This window comes from Pseudoalteromonas sp. SG41-2 (assembly GCF_014164535.1).
Classification (GTDB): domain Bacteria; phylum Pseudomonadota; class Gammaproteobacteria; order Enterobacterales; family Alteromonadaceae; genus Pseudoalteromonas; species Pseudoalteromonas rhizosphaerae.
The window spans coordinates 143037-161101 of sequence record NZ_JACJFK010000005.1; the positions used below are offsets into that span (position 1 = coordinate 143037).

The window sequence follows — 18065 nt, forward strand, 5'->3', positions numbered from 1 at the left end:
AAGGTCCATGGCACGCGGTGTGAACAAAGTAATCTTGGTTGGTAATTTAGGTCAAGATCCAGAAGTACGTTATATGCCTAACGGCAATGGTGTAGCGAATATTACTCTAGCTACGTCAGATAGCTATAAAGACAAAAACACCGGTCAAATGGTTGATAAAACAGAATGGCACCGTGTTGTGTTTTTTGGCAAGTTAGCTGAAATTGTTGGTGAATATTGCCGTAAAGGTTCACAAATTTACGTTGAAGGCAAACTTCAAACCCGTAAATGGACTGACCAACAAGGCCAAGAGAAATTCACCACTGAAATCGTAGTGGATGGTTTCACTGGTCAAATGCAAATGTTAGGTGCCCGTGGTGGCGACCAACAAAGTGGCGGTTACCAAGGTGGCCAACAGCAAAGCCACGGTGGTCAATCTCAAGGTGGTTACGGCCAACAACAGAGCGCACCACAACAAGGTGGTGGGTATGCTCAGCAGCAAAGTGCAGCACAGCAAAGCGGCGGGTATGCACCAGCGCCACAACAAGCGCCAGCAGCTCGTCAGCAACCAGCTGCAGCACCACAGCAAAGTAATCAATACCAAGGTGGCGGCGGCTATGCTCCACAAGGTGGTGGACAAGCGCAAGGTGGTTTTGCACCTAAGCCACAAAGTGCTCCGCAAGGCGGCGCATCAAATCCAATGGAACCACCTATCGATTTTGATGACGATATCCCTTTCTAACCAAAGACAAAAGTAAAAATGTTTAAAAAATCCTTTGAAGCCACTGTTTAGTGGCTTTTTCAATTTCATAAGTATTTATAATTTTATTAGTACTTATGAAATAATGTGGTAATTATTAATGAAAGCCTCTTTAAATATTAAGTTTAAAGGTTTTTTTTGTTATTACGCAAACAAGAATAAGCAGGGGGATTAAACATTTTTTAAATCTCCAGCTTAACCTGAAAATCATTTAATTTAATAATATAACTGATAGTTTAATAATAGTTTGCAGACTAAATTGTGCTTTTAGAATATTAAATCAAAATTTGCCTCATGATGAATCTCAAGGCAATATTAAAGAAAGCGTAAAATTGTGTCTAAAACAAAAGATGAATACCATCGTAGGCATTAAGTAAAGGAATACATTTATTTCTAAGTCATTGACTATTATTGAAGACAATCTAGAACTTGCAGCATTGCTTAAGAGTTTTTTTGAAAAGCATGGCTTTTTGGTTAACACGATATATAGCGGTTCTAGTGGCTTAGAGTATGTGCTGTTACATCAACCTGATTTTGTCCTATTAGATTTGATGCTTCCCGAAGTGGATGGCTTTGAGGTGTGTCGTGCTTTACAGAATAAGTATTTTGGTAAAGTGATTATCTTAACGGCTAGTAATGACGACATCGATGAGATCACCTTACTGGAAATGGGGGCTGATGACTTTATTCAAAAGCCGGTTAATCCTCGAATTATATTGGCTAGATTTCGCAAGTTGCTCAGATTAGCTCAAGGAGTTGAGAGTAAAAGAAAATTGGATCATATACTCAATGTTGGGCCGTTTAAATTTAATTTGCTCACCAGAGTTGTAAGCCAATCCGATATCAAACTTGAGATGTCGGATAGTGAATTTGATCTCTTCTATTTTTTAGCTTCACATGTAGATTCTATAATTAGTCGCGATGATATTTCTCGGCAATTATATGGCAGGGAATTTGATGGATTAGATCGCACAATTGACAATAAAATAATGAAAATACGCAAAGTCATTGGGGATAATATACCTTATCGCCACCTCATTACAGTTAGGGGGAAGGGGTACATTATTGTCAATAGCAAGGAAACCGAATGTTGTTAATACGCTTTGGGGTAAAGAGCTTAATTTTCATTTTGATATTTTTAACGATTAATCCCCTTTTAACTTCACTTGCTACGGATTATTTTTCTACTGAATTGAAGCAAGATGTGGAATTAGACTATAGAGCCTACATTTATGCTTTAGATGCAGCTCGCCCAGCACTGAGCAATGAACAATGGCTTGCTTTGCTAAAGCGAATCTCGGAGCAAAGCAACCTAACTGTTAAAACTATTAGTACCCCAGCTTCAGAACAGACGCAAACTATACTTGTAGAAAATGTTCATGATGGGAATTTGCAAGCTGTTACAGCAAAAATACAGGGGAATGAGTTAATTCAATTTTCAGCATTTAGAGTGAAAGATAATGTCGAGACCATTCTGTTTTTTATTCAATATGGGCTGCCTTTGGGTTTAATATTATTTCTTTTTTTATTGCATACACTTTGGCTGCAATACAGACTTTTTAGATTAGAGCTTGCAAGCAAACTAATTGCAAAGGGCCAATTATCGGGGCGTGCTGATACTGGACTTTTCGCTATTGGACGTGTAAATGAAACTTTCAACCACATGGCAGAGAAGTTGGAGCGCTTGTTTGCTCAGCAAAGGCATATGATAAGAGCAATTTCTCACGAACTAAAAACCCCTATTTTTCGATTGCAACTGAAGCTTGAGCTGTTAGATAAGTCCTCAAATAATGAAAAGCTTATTTACGAGTTATTTGAGGAATGTGACGAACTGGATACTTTAGTCCATGAAATATTAGAATATAGTAAAGTAGAGCAGTTTTCTTCATCTTTGAATTTTACTGAAATTAATTTGAGCAATTCACTTCAAAACTATGCGAAGTCTATAGAAAAGTACTGTAACCATCCTATTATTTTGGATGTCCAACAATCTATATTTGCGCGAGTAGATAACGCTGGTATCAAAAGAGTTATACATAATTTAGTTGTTAACGCGGATAAGTACGCTGTAGAGCAGATTCATGTGTCACTACTTAGGCAAGGTAGACGTTTGCTGTTGACAGTTGAGGATGATGGAATAGGAATTGCCAAGGGCAAACGAGAGTTAGTTTTTCAACCCTTTTATACCGTTGATGAAAGTAGGACAGGTAAGCGCCATGGTGTGGGTCTAGGGCTTGCAATCGTAAAAGAAATTTTGTCTAGCCATGATGCGAATGTAAAAATAAGTAAAAGCCAGTTTGGTGGCGCTTGTTTGACTATTGATTTGTCTAGTTGTTTTGTCGAATAGGCATTACGAAACTCTGACATTAAAGTGACAAACCGAGAGTGCTTTGAATATTAGAATAACTTCTTATTTCAATTTATAGGAAGTTGTAATGATCAAATGTATTGCTAAATTAGTCGTCACCATATTTTGTATCAGCTTACTTGGATGTAACTCTGATAGTGATCAAAGTGACATTATCAAAGAGCAGCGAAATGAGCTTTGGTATTCGGATATTTATGGTGAAATAAAACAGATCAGCGGTGATTCCGTTGTTACTTGGCAGGTAACAGGAGCTTTCTGTTATCCAATAATTACTTTAGACCCCTTGCCACTTTTTGATTCTTTTAGCCAAAAGTATAAAGACCAACTTATTTATGAACGACCGTATGATAGTGGTCCTGCTTCATATAGATCTATACAAAACATTGAAGATGTTTGCACTGACGGCATACTAGATACAATCGCCGGTAACAGCTATGAATTTGATGCCGAAGTTATTTTTCAGTTGTTTTGGCTAGATATGCAAAATCACTACGCCTTTTTTAAGGAGCGTAACATTGATTGGGAGCATATCTATGAAGTGTACGCTCCTAAGTTACATGGAAATGACGAAGAGCAGTTAATTAATATAATTAGTGAAATATTAGAAATTTTGAGTGATGGTCATACTCGCTTGTATTATAACTTAGACGAAGAGCCAATCCGCTTTGAAGCTAAGTTAACACTTGCAAAACGACTGGAACAAGAAGCGCATGATTTAGAGTTGAAAGGCGAAGCTGCTGAGAATTATATTATCGAGCAAACTGTACTTGTTAGAGAAAATATTACGCAGTACCTAAATAAAGCAACTCAGCCAGCGTTTATTGCACGTAATACACTGAACTCATTTAGCCCAAACTGGGGGATCATTGATGTTGAAGGTATTCAAGTTGGATATCTGTCACTGCCTCACTTTGTAAATTTTATTGAAACCGATAACCTAGAGCGCCAAGATATCAGCTATGCGAACGAAGCATTTAATAACTTGCTCGATGAGGTTTTTATTGCATTGGATGGTACGCAAAAATTGATAATTGATATTCGTGATAATGAAGGCGGCTATGATATTCAAGCCTTGGAGTTAATCAAAAGGTTTATATCTGGTAATACCTTAGTTTGGGATATTAGTACTTTTTATGCTGGTAGCCTTCATGAACTAATTACTGTTTATGCAGAACCTGATAGCAGACCATACTATCAAAATGATATCTATTTACTGACATCAAATGGTACTTTCAGTGCAGGCGAGAGTTTTGCACTTGCTATGTCAACGCTTCCTAAGGTTACTTTGGTTGGAGAACCCACTGCAGGGGCCACATCAGATACCTTCCCTCGTATGTTACCTAATGGTTGGGTCTATGAACTTAGTAATGAATACTATAAAAATTGTGAGGGACTAAATGCTGAAGTGCTCGGTGTGCCTGTTGATATTGAGGTTGACCCCTATGATAAATCCGCAAGAGGCGAGAAAAAGGATCTTACGATAGAAAAAATAATTACGCTGCTAACTGAAGACTAAACATAATATGGAACTCGTCTTTATTTGAGGTCTGTCTGTATAATGGCTTTTATGTTAGATAATAGCTTGTATTTATTTAGTAAATCTCGTTTTAAGAGTTTTTCGGTTGATGATGAACCTTTAGCTTTTACGTGTAATACTGGGGAGTTAAACGAATATCAATAAAATTGATGGCTTCAGAGTGATTGTAATAAACCTTTCGAAGTCATTACCATATTTGCTGTCTTAGATAACTGTTGACTAAATAGATAAAAATTACAAACAAGTGAAACATCATAAGTGTTTTGTTATTTTTAGGAGGCAATTGTGATGCGCTAAAAATTATAAATATTTATTCTGACTTAGGTAGCTAAAAATGCGATGGTTTTATTCATCATAATGTTCGTTAACATTTAAACACCGCTCTCAGCCTTGTGTTTATAAGGATCTTGAACAACACTTTAGCTATTGATACAAATAGCGTAATAGCCATGGTGACTCAATTTAAAAATGCTCAAGTGCGGATGTTCAGTCTTTATGTAATTGCTTTTATGCTTTTACTAACAGTATTTAATCTTTTTTTAGGGGAGATATTGCATCAAAAAGTACACATCACTGGGAGCCAATTAGCTAAACAGATCTACAACTTAAAATTGCAACCAATTGCAGATAAAGAGATCATTGCCGCACTTGCTGAAAGTCATGGTTTTATGCTTGAATCAGGCAGTGATTCGTTTCATTATTCTGCTTTTATGGCCCAAAAGAGTGATATCTTTAAATATAAAACGGTTAGTTTAAAGCTTTATCATTTGCCTTTTTGGGTTGTTGAAAGCCCACTATTTATTTTATTAAACCTAGTGATGATTGGCGCTGCTATTTGGAGTTATCGCTGGTGGCGACTGCTATTTAAACAGCGCGATGGTGTAGATTCAATTGCATTATTAACTGGTGGTAAAGTATCAAGCAGCCAACAAGCGCCTAAAGATGTGGTTAAATTAGCACTAAATGATATTGCTATTAATAGTACAAAAGTACTGACAGCCAAGCGAAAATTAAGTTCCGCTGACGATGTTGCAATTACCGCAATGTACGGTATCCAAAATAATCATAACCACCTTTTTGCTTTACTTTATTGGACACAGCCATTTCCAGATAACGTTGATTTAGAAAGCCACTTTAAACTTATTGTGAGCAAAGGCTTTAAAGAGTTATCTCGGGTATCAGTTAAGTTGTTATCTTCAGGTGGGCTGGCAATTACCTTGGAGAATATACCTCAACCTGATATCGATGCTTACACTAAGCGCTTGCATCAAATTATTTATCAGGCTTCTTTGCTTTATCGCGGTGACTTATCTCGCAAAGAAATTAAAATAGGCGTATGTAATTACCGCGATGGTGCCGATCAAACTGTGGTTTATCAGCTAACTAAATCAGCACTCGCATTAGCAAAACAAAGCCCATGGCAGCATACTCATCGGGTACCGTTTAACCATACGCGTTCAACGGTGCTGGCAAATAGCGATGAGAACTTAGCTGATTACATTGGCAAAAAGAAATTTATGTTGTTTTTTCAGCCGTTATTTGAGTTCGCCAGTGGTGATATTTTACAGCATGAAGCTTTGATCCGGGTTCGTCATAAGTCTTTAGGGATGCTTTCTGCTAAGCAATTTATTCCTCAACTAAAAAATGATTCAGCGATTGTTTTATTGGATAAAACAGTATTGGATCAAGTTGTTAAGTTATTAGAAAGTGAAACAAGTGCGTTAACCGTGAGTATTAACTTACACGCATTTAATTGGTTTTCTGATGACTATTGGCGCTGGTTTGGCCAAAGGATGAAAAATGTAAAAGGCGCTGATAAACTACAGTTTGAGATATCGGAGGTGGATTTTTATCAACATCAACAGCGATTGAATTTTGCTTTTAGTACAATTAAATCAGTGGGGAGCTCAGTATCAATTGATAATGTTTCATCGCACGATAAAATCGCTTTATTAGCGCCTTACAAAGGGATTAAAGGACTCAAGCTTAGCTATGATTTAATCCACGACATTGATAAAAATGTAACGCAGCAAAAAGTGGTGCGCCAAATTGTAGCCAGTGCAGAGCGAGTGAACTTACCCGTATACGGTGTTGGTGTTGAGACGCAGCAAGAGCTCAATATGCTTAAAAAACAGGGCGTCATTGGCGCGCAAGGATTTTATTTTACGGAGCCTTTGCAAGAGTTTACTAATGTAATGGTTAATTAATCTATTAACTGGCGGTAACGCAGTCCATCTAAGCCTTGCAGACCGCCGGTATGAATCGCAACGATCCTGCTACCTGCTGGAAAGTAGCCTTGTGCGATTAATTGCCATAAAGCGTACATCATTTTTCCTGAATAAATCGGCTCAAGTGGTAATTGATGTTGGGTTTGCATCATTTGGCAAAACTGCCAAAGTTTAGGACTAAATTTACCATAGCCACCATCATGAAACTCTGTGAGTAATTGCCAGTTTTGCTGCTGCGTAGCAATTGCACTAAGAGATTTGATTTCATCCACTAGATAATCAGCTTGCTTTAATACCGCAACCCCTAAAACCTGAGTAGTCTTATCGCAGCCTTCAATCAGTCCTGCTAGGGTGCCGCCACTACCTGTTGGGCATAAAACATAATCAGCGAGAGGTAATGACTGGGCGAGTTCTCTACAACCTAGCAAGGCGGCTTTATTAGTGCCACCTTCCGGTAATATATATGCATTGGGGAAACGTGCTTGTAACTGAGCTAGGTAATCTGGAGTGTTACGCTCTCGGTATTCTATACGTGTTATAGGGTGAAGCTGCATACCGCATTGCTTAGCAAATTGTAAGGTGGGGTTGTGTTGATCAAGTTCAGGGCCGCGAATAATACCATGGGTTGTTAAGTTAAAATGCTTTCCTGCGGCAGCACAGGCATGGATATGATTTGAAAAAGCGCCACCAAACGTTACTAACTCCTGTTTATTTTGTGCTTGCATCTCAATTAAGTTGTACTTGAGTTTTCGCCATTTATTACCGCTAATGAGCGGGTGTAGCAGATCATCACGTTTAATGCATAATGAAATATTTCTTTTTTTTAACTTGGTACTATCTATTTGTTGTATCGGGCTATTTTCATCAATAGTGAAAGAGTTATGCATTCAAGTTCCTTTTTTCTTATGTGAAAACTTGCGGGCTAGTAAAAATATACGATACTTAAAAAATCAATAGCCAACATAAGTAGCTATATGAAAAAGAAGATTTTTTCATTATTTCCTTGGTTGCAACAAGGGTTAGATTCGAATTGTGTAATAGGGATAGCTACATATGCAAAAACAGTGAATGCTGTAAGCTTAAAACGCTTGCAGGGGCACTGGCAAATCGATAAAACCCACAGTGTTGTAGTGACAGAACCTCGGGATTATACAAAAGCAATTGTAACTTGTACAAATGAAGTTAGTAAGCTGCGTTGTGCGATTAATTTAGTGATACCTCACCACTATTATCAAATTGTGCAAATGGAAAAACCTAACCTGACAGATGACGAAATTGTGCAGTCGTTACCATGGACTACGAAAGACCTTGTCAACGTTGCGCCAGAGAATATCATCGCAGACTTTATTGATTATCCCATCTCATTACCAATGCAAGCGAATAAAATGAATGTGTTTATTACTGATAAAACACAGATTCAGCCGTTCATTAATAGCTTTGCAGATACCAACGCAATTTTACGCTCAATGACGTCAGAAGAAATGGTATTACTCACTTTATTTGGTAAAGATAAAGATGCGCATATGTTGGTGGTGCAGCATGTTGAACATGAGCCGAGAATATTGATTATTTGTGACGGTAAGCTTGTATTGGCAAGGCGGCTAAATGGCTTTGTAGGCATTACAGAAAAAGATCAAAATAGTGCGTTCATTGACGCTTTAGGTTTAGAGGTACAACGGTCGATGGATTTTTTTGAAAGTCAGCTTAAGCAGCCCCCTATACGCAGTATTCAGCTGCAATGCGACGATTTATCTTCTTTAACACTCAGAGCTGAGCTTGCAGAGCTATTACAAGTTAAGGTTGTTGATTTTCAACCTAACCTTGCCTTATCAGAGGGTTTAGATAGTCAGTACTTCTATGCCCTAGCTGCAGCTATATCTATGGCTGAAAGTAAAGAGCCGCGCAATGAAGAATAGAATTAATTTTTACCAAAAATCACTACGTCCTCGTCGTGACTTAATGCCATTGCAAAGTTTATTAGCTCTGTGGGGCATAGCGTTATTTGTTATTGCCATAAGTTGGGGTGGGTTTGCGTTATCAGTTCACTTTAACCAAATAGAGGCGCAACAAACTGAATTAACATTAAATGAAATGAGCACCCAGTTACAAGCTGTGAAAGCTAAATTAGATGAGAAACAAAATAAAGATCAGTTTGTTAAGCAGTTAAAAAAGATGGAACAAGAAATTGCCCACAAACAACAAGTGTTTGGTTACTTGGAGGCTGCACAAACTTTATCGAGTATGGACTATAGCCAAGTGATGCTTGATTTAGCGCGTTACCATGTGGCAAGTATTTGGTTAACCCAAGTAACGTTTTCTGAGCAAACAGTGACTTTAAAAGGGCAAGCAAGTCAATCGGCTCAGTTACCTATTTGGTTGAGTAGTTTAAAACAATCAAGATACTTTGCAGGTAAAGAGTTTTCGGTTTTAGAGTTTGAAGATAAAAACGGCTTAAGTGAATTTAATGTAGCTACAGAGGTTGCAGCTAAGGAGGACAGCCATGAAAACTGAAAAATCCTCTCGTAGTTGGCCTATTTGGGTGAAGTATCAAGCGCGTTTTGCTGCACTGCAAATAAGAGAAAAATTGGCTATTTTATTTGCTGGGTTATTTATTATTTTATATTTAGGCTATCTATTTATTGTCGAGCCGACGCAAATTCAAGCAAATAAACAGCACCAAGCTAACACTCAAGCACAACAAAAAATAACTCAAAATAGAACACAATTAGCGATGTTAGAGCAAGCTCTAAGTAATGATTACACAAAAGAATTACGCTCTCAAATAGAACGGGCAAAGAGTGAATTGACTATTGCTGATGAAAAATTGAGCCAATTTAGCAAAGGCTTTGTCAGCGCTGAACGGGTTCCTAATATGTTGCAGCAGCTATTAAAAGAAAGTACCGAGGTTAAGGTTGTTAGTTTTAAAGTGTTAGAGCCTAAAGCTGTCGATGTTACTAAGGTTGGTGCAAACGAAGCTAAAACACTGTTTTTTGAACATCAAATGGTGCTCACATTACAGGGACAGTATTTTAACTTGCAACAATATTTAGCATCGCTAAAACAAAGTAAAGAAAAACTCTTAATCCAGCGTTTTGACTATCAAGTAGAGGATTACCCTCGGGCGCAATTAATCATACATATAGCAACGGTGAGCGCGAATGAAAAATTTATTGCTCTTTAGTGTGCTTGGGTTATTTGTTTGCTCAGCAGACGTGGTTGCGCAGCAGTTGGCCGATCCAACTAAGCCACAAAATTTGCTCGCTACTAGCGTAGTTAAAAATCAGCAAAGTAGCCTCAAGCTGCAATCAATAATTAAAAGGTCAGGCCGCTATAAAGCGATTATTTCAGGACAGATTTATACCGTAGGCGATCAAATAAATGACTATAAAGTGCTAACCATAAGCTCTAAGCAAGTTGTGTTAGCGAATGACAATAAGCAAATAAAATTAGATTTATATGATTATGAAATTAAAAATTAAATTACCTAGTCAGCTGACTATTTTATTGCTGTTACCTATCTACCTTGGTGGTTGCCATAGTTTTGCTCCAGGTAAAGAAATAAAGCCCCATATTGAGCAAGAGCTCACAGCTCAGCCTGAGCAGCAAACTACAGTAGCTCCGTTGACAGTGCCCGATGAAGTTACGCAAAGCTTATTATCGTCATTTGATAGCGAGCAAAGCCTTAATACAGAGTTGGCAGTTAAGCGTTTTGAAGTGGCTGCAAATGAAGTAGAAGTGCGCGCTTTCTTTGCTGGTTTAACTGACGATACGCCATATAGCGTTGCTATACACCCAGAGGTAGCTGGCACCATTAGTCTCACATTAAAAAATGTTACCTTTGATGAGGTAATAAATGTAATTAAACGTATGTACCCGCTTGATATTGTTCACGAAGGACGAGTTGTACAGGTGCTACCTGCAAAAATGCGCACTGAAACAATACCTGTTAACTATTTAATGATGAAACGTAGTGGTCAGTCTACGGTAAGTGTTGTTGCTGGTGGTGTGAGCCAAATGGCTGATAATAATAATTCTAATCAAAGCAATAGTTCGAATAACTATAACAATAATAATCAACAAGATAGTGAGTTTGGTAATAATCAAAATATTGAACTTAACGGTTCGCGTATTCAAACCACTAACAGTAATGACTTTTGGAAAGATCTAGAGCTGGCTTTAAAATCCTTGATTGGCACCGGTGATGGGCGCTATGTTATCGCCAGCCCACAAGCCAGCTTAGTAACGGTTAATGCATTACCGAGTGAAATAATGCAGCTAAAGGACTTTTTGCGGCAAACCCAAGAAAACTTACAGCGACAAGTGATTTTAGAAGCCAAAATAGTCGAAGTCACGCTTAAAGATGAATACCAGCAAGGTGTTAATTGGAACGAAATTGCGGGTTCAATTGGCAGTACAAGTCTGTCGTTCGCGACCACTGCAGCAGGGCAAATTAGTAATAGTATTACGGCCGCTCTAGGTGGTGTATCAAACTTAGTTATTAATAACGCAGACTTTACTGGGGTGATTAGCTTATTAGAAACTCAGGGCGATGTACAGATGCTTTCAAACCCCCGAGTGACTGCGACTAATAACCAAAAAGCGGTCATTAAAGTAGGTCAAGATGAGTATTTTGTTACGAATGTTTCAAGTACCACTGTAACAGGGAATGCCACCACAACAACCCCAGAAATTGACCTAACTCCTTTCTTTTCAGGGATTGCCCTCGATGTAACCCCACAAATAGACAAATACGGCTCAGTGATCTTACATGTTCACCCCTCCGTCACTCAAACTGAAGAGCAACAAAAGGTCATTACCCTTAATAATGATGAGTTTATTTTACCGTTAGCACAAAGCAACATTAGGGAATCAGACACGGTAATTCGTGCGCAAAGCGGTGAAATTGTTGTGATTGGTGGCTTAATGCAAACGATAACCACCGATGAAGAGTCTAAAACACCGGTATTAGGTGATATCCCCTTATTTGGTAATTTATTTAAAAGTATTAGTAAACGCCAAGAAAAGAAAGAGCTCGTTATATTGCTAAAGCCAACAGTTGTAATGCCAGATACGTGGAAAAAACAGCAAACACGCAGCCGCCAACTACTTAATACTTGGTATGAGAACTAGCTATGTATTTGAGCTTTTTTAATTTAAGTGAAATGCCTTTCACCTTAACCCCTAACACCGAGTTTTTCTGTGCGCTTGCACCGCATAATGAAGCAATGCAGGTGCTTATTACTGCACTTGAAATGGGAGAGGGGTTTATTAAGGTAGCAGGAGAGGTCGGCACGGGTAAAACTTTATTGTGCCGTAAATTACTTAATCAAATTGAGCATGATTACACCGTTGCTTATCTACCTAACTCATATTTAAGCCCAGATGAGCTACGCTGGGCACTCGCTGTAGAGCTAGGTATGGACGTTGATAAACAATTAGATCAGCAAGCACTAAGTCAGTTGATCAATCATCATTTATTAGCGTTACAAAAAGAAGGCAAAAAAGTTGTTTTACTGATAGATGAGGCGCAAAGCCTAAGCTGGGATGCTCTTGAAGCGTTACGACTATTTACCAATATTGAAACTGAAAGCGAAAAACTGATTCAAGTGGTGCTGTTTGGGCAGCCCGAATTAGACGAAAAACTAGCGCATACACGGGTTCGCCAATTACGCCAGCGTATTAGCTTTTCTTACCAGCTAAGACCAATGACTAGCGGCGAAGTAATTTACTATATTAATCATCGATTACAGGTCGCAGGTTTTAAAGGTGCACCGCTATTTACCAAGCAATTAGGCTTAAAAATAGCGCAAGCAAGTCGTGGTATTCCTCGGTTAGTAAATATCTTATGTCATAAAACCTTGCTGCAAGCTTACGGTGAAGGGCTCACCGCAGTAAGTAGCCGGCACATAAAGCTTGCGGTAAAAGACACCGAAGATTGCACCGTGAATAATTACATCAATGGTTGGAATATTGCAGTGGTGAGTCTATCGGCTATTGCCATTATGATAATTTGGGCGTGGAGGCAATGGCTATGAGTGTCATTAATTCTATGCTTAAAAATATTGAGCAGCGACAGCCAACAACTTCGTTAAATGAGCAAGGTACAGTTGTAGTAGACCCTGTTTATGATTCGCATGGTGTTATTAAAAAGCTACTAATAATCGCCATTGCCTTGTTAGTGGTTGTATTGAGCTATATTTATTTACCTACAGCAAGTGATGATGCTGCTCAATTACCAGAACGAATGGATCTAGTTACCAAAGCTCAAAGCTCAAAAGAGGCTGAGCAAAATAACACGCCAGTGTTAATTAATGCTCCTGTGGTGAGTAACTCTGATGTAATTAAACCAGTTGCTAAAGTAGAACCCATTATTGAAGAAGTCGCAGCGGTAAAAACGGACACCAAAGAGCCGTTTGTAGCTGAAAAACCCATGGTTGCAGCTATCACGGTTGAGCCAAATACAGTGCCTAGTGCCAATAAACAAAGTAGTTTTCAGGTTAAAAAAGTGACTCAGCAACGAACAGAGCAACAGCAAATAGCTGAGCTACTGCGCCAAGCTAAGCAAGCCCTCGAATTTGGTTTATATCAGGAAGGCATAGATGATTTAAGCCAAATTCTTAATCGAGATAAAGGGAATATAGCTGCAAGAAGTTTACTCGCAGCAACTTATTTTCAGCAGCAAGATATTTTATCCGCGCAAAGTATTTTAGAACATGGCATTGCGTTTGACTCGCAAGTACTCGAGTGGCGAGTGCAGCTTAGTAAAATTTATATTACGCGCAAGCAATATTCAGTGGTACAACAATTATTAAGCGATGATTTTGATAGCCAAGGTGATGCGCAATATTGGGCGCTTAAAGGCACTGCTGCGCAGCAGTTAGGTGATCATACTCGTGCATTGGTTTGCTTTGAGCAATTAACACAGTTACAGCCTCAGCAAGGTAAATGGTGGTTAGCTATGGCGACTTCTAAAGATGCACAAGGTGATTACCTCTCGGCGAAACGTTATTACCTAGCTGCAATCGAAGTGGGTAACTTAAACCCTGCAGTGTTAAAACATGCAAAGCAACGTTTGCAGACCTTAGGAGGTGTGTCATGAGACCCAGTCTACGTCTAAGGTTAGGTGATTTATTAGTTGAAGAAAACATGATCACTGAAGCGCAATTGAGTGAAGCGTTAAACGTGCAGGCTGCAACCGGGCGTAAGCTAGGTGCAACGTTAATTGCTCTTGAGTTTATTAGTGAGCCACAATTACTAAGGTTTTTAGCTCAGCAATTAAAAGTTCCCTTTTTAGATATTTCGCAACGCAAAATCTCACCTGAAGTATCCAAGTTGCTTTCTGAAGTAATGGCGCGCCGCTATAGAGCGCTCGTTATAGAAGATAATGGTGACTCAGTACTTGTGGGGATGAGTGATCCGGCCGATTTAAGAGGGCTTGATCAACTCGCACCAATTTTAGCGCCAAAGCGAATTGATTTAGCGGTAGTGCAAGAAAGTCAGATCATGACTGCTTTTGATAACGTTTACCGGCGGACAGAAGAAATTACCAGCTTTGCCGAGCAGTTACATGAAGAGTACGAAGATGTAGAAGAGTTTGATTTAAATTCGTTAGGTGATGAATCCTCTGATGCTACCGTAGTGAAGCTATTACAATCGATTTTTGAAGATGCTGTACAAGTCAGAGCATCAGACATCCATATTGAACCAGATGAAGGTATGTTACGGATTCGTCAACGCGTCGACGGAGTGTTGCAGGAGCATGTACTCAATCAAGTTAAAATAGCCTCAGCATTAGTGCTGCGGCTTAAGTTAATGTCTGGTTTAGATATATCAGAAAAACGCTTACCGCAAGATGGCCGTTTTAATATTAAAGTGCATACACATAGCATTGATGTGCGTTTGTCTACTATGCCGGTGCAATATGGTGAGTCGGTTGTAATGCGGCTATTAGATCAATCTGCAGGGCTATTATCATTAGATGAAACGGGTATGCCAGCAGCGTTGCTAAAGCGGTTTCGCTCAATCTTAAAGCGTCCTCATGGCATGATTTTGGTAACAGGGCCTACAGGTTCAGGTAAAACAACCACTTTATATGGGGCGTTAAGTGAGCTAAATCAGCCAGAAAATAAAATAATAACTGTAGAAGATCCGGTGGAGTATCGTATTGGCCGGATAAACCAAGTGCAAATTAAAAATAAAATAGGGCTTAGTTTTGCCAGCATATTAAGAACAGCATTACGGCAAGACCCCGACATCTTAATGGTGGGGGAAATGCGTGATAAAGAAACGGTTGATATAGGCCTGCGGGGCGCGTTAACAGGGCACTTAGTGCTTTCAACTTTGCATACTAATGACGCTATAACCAGTGCTATGCGGCTAATTGATATGGGAGCACCAGCCTATTTAGTTGCCAGCTCACTAAGAGCCATCATTGCCCAGCGCTTAGTTAGGCGAGTCTGTGATAACTGCAAACAACGATACTACCCTGATGTGCAAGAAGCGAGTTGGTTAAAGTACCTAAATGTTGATGTAGACAATACCGCATTTTTTCATGGCAAAGGCTGTACTGCGTGTAACCACTTAGGTTACAAAGGGAGAGTCGGTATTTTTGAGTTACTCGAAATGGATGAAGCTATGATGGAGTGTCTTCGTCAAAATGACACTCAAGGCTTTGCTCGGGCTGCCAAGAACAACCCTTACTTTGCGCCGTTATCTACCATGGCGTTAGGGTATGCCAAGCAGGGGATAACCACTTTAGATGAAGTATTTAAAGTCGCTGAATATATCCCTGAATTGATAGGAGGTGATGATGCACCTTTATAACTATCAAGCTAAAGACCAAAAAGGCATTTTAATTAAGGGGCAACTTGAAGCTGCCAGCCAGGCAGGTGTTGCCGACAGCTTGTTAAAACGCCAATTTACGCCGATCTCGATTACCCAAATTGATAAAGAAAGCGACATTAACCTTCCGCTTGCGCAACTATTCAAAGAAAAAATAGGCCTGGCAGACATGATTATGTTTTCGCGGCAAATGTACTCGTTGCTCAAAGCTGGCATCCCGATTATTCGTGCCATGGTGGGGTTAGCTGATACCACACAAAATAAAGAGTTTAAGCTGGTTTTAACAGACATAATCAAACAACTAGAGCAAGGTCGGGATCTTTCCAGTGCCATGACCATGCACAATAAAGTTTTTAGCAGATTAACTATCGCAATGGTATTGGTTGGCGAAGGCTCAGGGCGGTTAGAAGATGCTTTTCACCAACTCGCTAGTTATTTTGAGAAAGAACAAGAAACGCGCAAACGCATAAAGGCCGCAATGCGCTATCCCACTTTTGTTATTGCTGCATTATTAGTTGCAATGGTGATTTTAAATATATTTGTGATCCCGGTGTTTGCCACCATGTTCGCGAAATTTGATGCAGAACTACCATTAATGACCCAAATTTTGGTGGCAACAAGTTACTTCTTCGTTAATTACTGGTGGCTTTTATTACTCATTCTTATTGGCAGTGTGATCGCTTGGCGGCGCTATTTGGCAACCGAGCAGGGGTTATATAACTGGGATCACTACAAATTAAAGATCCCCATTGTTGGAAATATTATTCATCGTTCATTACTTGCACGGTATAGCCAAAGTTTAGCCATGGTATTGCGCTCTGGTGTACCTATGACTACAGGATTGTCTTTAACGGCAAAAGCGGTAGATAACACCTATATGGAACGTGCAATTTTAAATATTCGTCAAGATATAGAAAAAGGTGACAGCCTGTTAAGGGCCTCAAGGAGTAGCGAGCTTTTTTCCCAGTTAGTGCTACAAATGGTGGCTGTTGGTGAAGAAACAGGGCGAGTTGATGAGCTTTTGCAAGAAGCCGCTGATTATTACGAGCGAGAAGTCGATTACGACTTACGTAGTTTAACCGCCAAGATAGAGCCTATTTTGACAGTGATAGTTGCCGTTATGGTGCTAATTCTCGCGCTCGGTATTTTTATGCCGATGTGGAACATGATGTCTGCAATTAAAGGGGGTTAACAATGCCCAGTAAACCAGGCCATATAGCAGGTTTTTCTCTTTTGGAGCTTGTGCTTGTGGTTATTTTATTGGCGATTGTAATGAGTGTTGCTGTACCGCAGTTTTTAGATATTAAGGAGCGAGCCCATCGTTCAAATATTGATGCCGTTGCTGGTGGTTTTGCCAGTGCTGTTGGTTTAATTAGGGGGCAATGGGAGCTGGACGCGAGACCATCTGGAAATGGGGTTTCGCAGTTTGTTACGCATATAAATTATGGAGGTGTAGTTGTTGGTGTTGATGGCCGATTAGGCACGCCAACAAGTGATGAAACAGAGCAAGAGAACACGCAGGCATTAGTGATGAGTAGTTACAAATGCCAACAGGTGCTGAATGTGATTTTACAAGGTGCGCCAAGCAATACCCTAGGTAGTGACGCGTCAGTAGTTAAAGATGCAAAGTTTTTAGTGAGGTATAACGCAGATAAACTGCAATGCATTTACTATTTAACTCATTCTTTAGATGCGAAAAATATTCCAATAGATGGTGAACCATATGTTGGCACCAGTGGATTTTCGTACTTTCCTGTAACAGGCAAAGTACAAATTTTTAAATCTTAAGTAATAACAAAGAGGCTTACTTATGAAAACGCAATCAATGAAAAGTAACGTAGTTAATAAACAAGCTGGTTTTACTTTGGTAGAACTGATAATCGTGATCGTCATTTTAGGTATTTTGGCTGTTGTTGCCGCCCCTCGCTTTTTGAATCTTCAAGGAGATGCCAATGCATCAACACTTGAGGGCGTTCAAGGCTCTATTCGCAGTGGGATGAATATAGTCAATGGTAAGGCGATAATTGCCAGTGTGCAAAATTATGCATATGACGACGCCAATGTAACCCCAGAAGTGGAAGGCGTAGCACTTCATTATGGCTACCCTGTTGGTACCATTGAAGCATTTGAGAAATTCTTAGATATTGATTTTGCAGATGTGACTGCTGTTGCTTCAAATGTAAATGGTGCTGATTTCAATCTGGTCGATGGTGATAGTGAAACCACAATAGTTACTATCTTCCCTAATAGTTATGTTGTAACCGATAATTGCCGTGTTGAGTACACACCAGCAACGAGTAAAGATAATCCACCAGTAGTTAATATCGTATTGGATGAGTGTTAATTCATTAA

The 18065-nt window shown here is 39.4% G+C and carries 17 protein-coding genes; 16 read left to right on the forward strand and 1 reads right to left on the reverse strand.

Features of this window, described 5'->3' with window-relative positions; translation table 11 throughout:
- Positions 1 to 7: 7 nt before the first annotated feature.
- The 5 genes from ssb (at position 8) to H5186_RS05765 (ending at position 6851) form a co-directional block, all read left to right on the forward strand.
- Positions 8 to 721 (forward strand): single-stranded DNA-binding protein, encoded by a 714-nt coding sequence (gene ssb, locus H5186_RS05745; RefSeq protein ID WP_182760701.1) that lies wholly within the window; start codon positions 8 to 10, stop codon positions 719 to 721.
- Between the two features lie 419 nt (positions 722 to 1140).
- Positions 1141 to 1836 (forward strand): response regulator transcription factor, encoded by a 696-nt coding sequence (locus tag H5186_RS05750; RefSeq protein ID WP_182740299.1) that lies wholly within the window; start codon positions 1141 to 1143, stop codon positions 1834 to 1836.
- Positions 1827 to 3086, forward strand: coding sequence for an ATP-binding protein (locus tag H5186_RS05755; RefSeq protein WP_182740300.1), 1260 nt, complete (start codon positions 1827 to 1829; stop codon positions 3084 to 3086). Before H5186_RS05750 ends, H5186_RS05755 begins: the two co-directional genes overlap by 10 nt.
- An 88-nt stretch (positions 3087 to 3174) precedes the next feature.
- Entirely contained in the window at positions 3175 to 4623 is a 1449-nt protein-coding gene (locus H5186_RS05760) for a S41 family peptidase (protein ID WP_182794231.1), read from the forward strand.
- Between the two features lie 572 nt (positions 4624 to 5195).
- Complete coding sequence (locus H5186_RS05765) at positions 5196 to 6851, forward strand: EAL domain-containing protein (protein WP_182740302.1); 1656 nt, start codon at positions 5196 to 5198, stop codon at positions 6849 to 6851.
- Here the strand turns inward: H5186_RS05765 and H5186_RS05770 are convergent.
- Positions 6848 to 7759 carry a 1-aminocyclopropane-1-carboxylate deaminase/D-cysteine desulfhydrase gene (locus tag H5186_RS05770; RefSeq protein WP_182794232.1) on the reverse strand — a complete coding sequence of 304 codons (912 nt, stop codon included), beginning with the start codon at positions 7757 to 7759 and terminating at the stop codon, positions 6848 to 6850. The genes H5186_RS05765 and H5186_RS05770 overlap by 4 nt on opposite strands.
- An 87-nt stretch (positions 7760 to 7846) precedes the next feature.
- Here H5186_RS05770 and H5186_RS05775 point away from each other — a divergent pair, with 87 nt between their 5' ends.
- Genes H5186_RS05775 through H5186_RS05825 form a run of 11 tightly spaced genes read left to right on the forward strand, consistent with a single transcriptional unit; the run spans position 7847 to position 18057 of the window.
- Positions 7847 to 8788 (forward strand): MSHA biogenesis protein MshI, encoded by a 942-nt coding sequence (locus H5186_RS05775; protein ID WP_182740304.1) that lies wholly within the window; start codon positions 7847 to 7849, stop codon positions 8786 to 8788.
- Complete coding sequence (locus H5186_RS05780; RefSeq protein WP_182717710.1) at positions 8778 to 9383, forward strand: PilN domain-containing protein; 606 nt, start codon at positions 8778 to 8780, stop codon at positions 9381 to 9383. Before H5186_RS05775 ends, H5186_RS05780 begins: the two co-directional genes overlap by 11 nt.
- Entirely contained in the window at positions 9373 to 10053 is a 681-nt protein-coding gene (gspM, locus tag H5186_RS05785) for a type II secretion system protein GspM (RefSeq protein ID WP_182717711.1), read from the forward strand. The genes H5186_RS05780 and gspM overlap by 11 nt, the downstream gene beginning before the upstream one ends.
- A complete protein-coding gene (locus H5186_RS05790) occupies positions 10031 to 10351 on the forward strand; it encodes an agglutinin biogenesis protein MshK (RefSeq protein WP_182717712.1) in 321 nt (106 codons plus the stop codon). The genes gspM and H5186_RS05790 overlap by 23 nt, the downstream gene beginning before the upstream one ends.
- Complete coding sequence (gene mshL, locus H5186_RS05795) at positions 10335 to 12002, forward strand: pilus (MSHA type) biogenesis protein MshL (protein WP_182717713.1); 1668 nt, start codon at positions 10335 to 10337, stop codon at positions 12000 to 12002. The genes H5186_RS05790 and mshL overlap by 17 nt, the downstream gene beginning before the upstream one ends.
- 2 nt (positions 12003 to 12004) lie before the next feature.
- Complete coding sequence (locus H5186_RS05800; protein ID WP_182717714.1) at positions 12005 to 12907, forward strand: ExeA family protein; 903 nt, start codon at positions 12005 to 12007, stop codon at positions 12905 to 12907.
- Positions 12904 to 13971, forward strand: coding sequence for a lipopolysaccharide assembly protein LapB (locus H5186_RS05805; RefSeq protein WP_182717715.1), 1068 nt, complete (start codon positions 12904 to 12906; stop codon positions 13969 to 13971). The genes H5186_RS05800 and H5186_RS05805 overlap by 4 nt, the downstream gene beginning before the upstream one ends.
- A complete protein-coding gene (locus H5186_RS05810; protein WP_182794233.1) occupies positions 13968 to 15695 on the forward strand; it encodes a GspE/PulE family protein in 1728 nt (575 codons plus the stop codon). The genes H5186_RS05805 and H5186_RS05810 overlap by 4 nt, the downstream gene beginning before the upstream one ends.
- Complete coding sequence (locus H5186_RS05815) at positions 15682 to 16905, forward strand: type II secretion system F family protein (RefSeq protein WP_182717749.1); 1224 nt, start codon at positions 15682 to 15684, stop codon at positions 16903 to 16905. The genes H5186_RS05810 and H5186_RS05815 overlap by 14 nt, the downstream gene beginning before the upstream one ends.
- A 2-nt stretch (positions 16906 to 16907) precedes the next feature.
- Entirely contained in the window at positions 16908 to 17501 is a 594-nt protein-coding gene (locus tag H5186_RS05820) for an agglutinin biogenesis protein MshB (RefSeq protein WP_182794234.1), read from the forward strand.
- A 22-nt stretch (positions 17502 to 17523) separates the two neighbouring features.
- Complete coding sequence (locus tag H5186_RS05825) at positions 17524 to 18057, forward strand: prepilin-type N-terminal cleavage/methylation domain-containing protein (protein WP_182740308.1); 534 nt, start codon at positions 17524 to 17526, stop codon at positions 18055 to 18057.
- Positions 18058 to 18065: the final 8 nt, after the last annotated feature.

Coding starts and splice junctions, on each gene's coding strand:
- ssb (WP_182760701.1), top strand. CDS start 8: ATGGCACGCGGTGTGAACAAAGTAATCTTGGTTGGTAATTTAGGTCAA.
- H5186_RS05755 (WP_182740300.1), top strand. CDS start 1,827: ATGTTGTTAATACGCTTTGGGGTAAAGAGCTTAATTTTCATTTTGATA.
- H5186_RS05760 (WP_182794231.1), top strand. CDS start 3,175: ATGATCAAATGTATTGCTAAATTAGTCGTCACCATATTTTGTATCAGC.
- H5186_RS05770 (WP_182794232.1), bottom strand. CDS start 7,759: ATGCATAACTCTTTCACTATTGATGAAAATAGCCCGATACAACAAATA.
- H5186_RS05775 (WP_182740304.1), top strand. CDS start 7,847: ATGAAAAAGAAGATTTTTTCATTATTTCCTTGGTTGCAACAAGGGTTA.
- H5186_RS05780 (WP_182717710.1), top strand. CDS start 8,778: ATGAAGAATAGAATTAATTTTTACCAAAAATCACTACGTCCTCGTCGT.
- gspM (WP_182717711.1), top strand. CDS start 9,373: ATGAAAACTGAAAAATCCTCTCGTAGTTGGCCTATTTGGGTGAAGTAT.
- H5186_RS05790 (WP_182717712.1), top strand. CDS start 10,031: ATGAAAAATTTATTGCTCTTTAGTGTGCTTGGGTTATTTGTTTGCTCA.
- mshL (WP_182717713.1), top strand. CDS start 10,335: ATGAAATTAAAAATTAAATTACCTAGTCAGCTGACTATTTTATTGCTG.
- H5186_RS05800 (WP_182717714.1), top strand. CDS start 12,005: ATGTATTTGAGCTTTTTTAATTTAAGTGAAATGCCTTTCACCTTAACC.
- H5186_RS05805 (WP_182717715.1), top strand. CDS start 12,904: ATGAGTGTCATTAATTCTATGCTTAAAAATATTGAGCAGCGACAGCCA.
- H5186_RS05810 (WP_182794233.1), top strand. CDS start 13,968: ATGAGACCCAGTCTACGTCTAAGGTTAGGTGATTTATTAGTTGAAGAA.
- H5186_RS05815 (WP_182717749.1), top strand. CDS start 15,682: ATGCACCTTTATAACTATCAAGCTAAAGACCAAAAAGGCATTTTAATT.
- H5186_RS05820 (WP_182794234.1), top strand. CDS start 16,908: ATGCCCAGTAAACCAGGCCATATAGCAGGTTTTTCTCTTTTGGAGCTT.
- H5186_RS05825 (WP_182740308.1), top strand. CDS start 17,524: ATGAAAACGCAATCAATGAAAAGTAACGTAGTTAATAAACAAGCTGGT.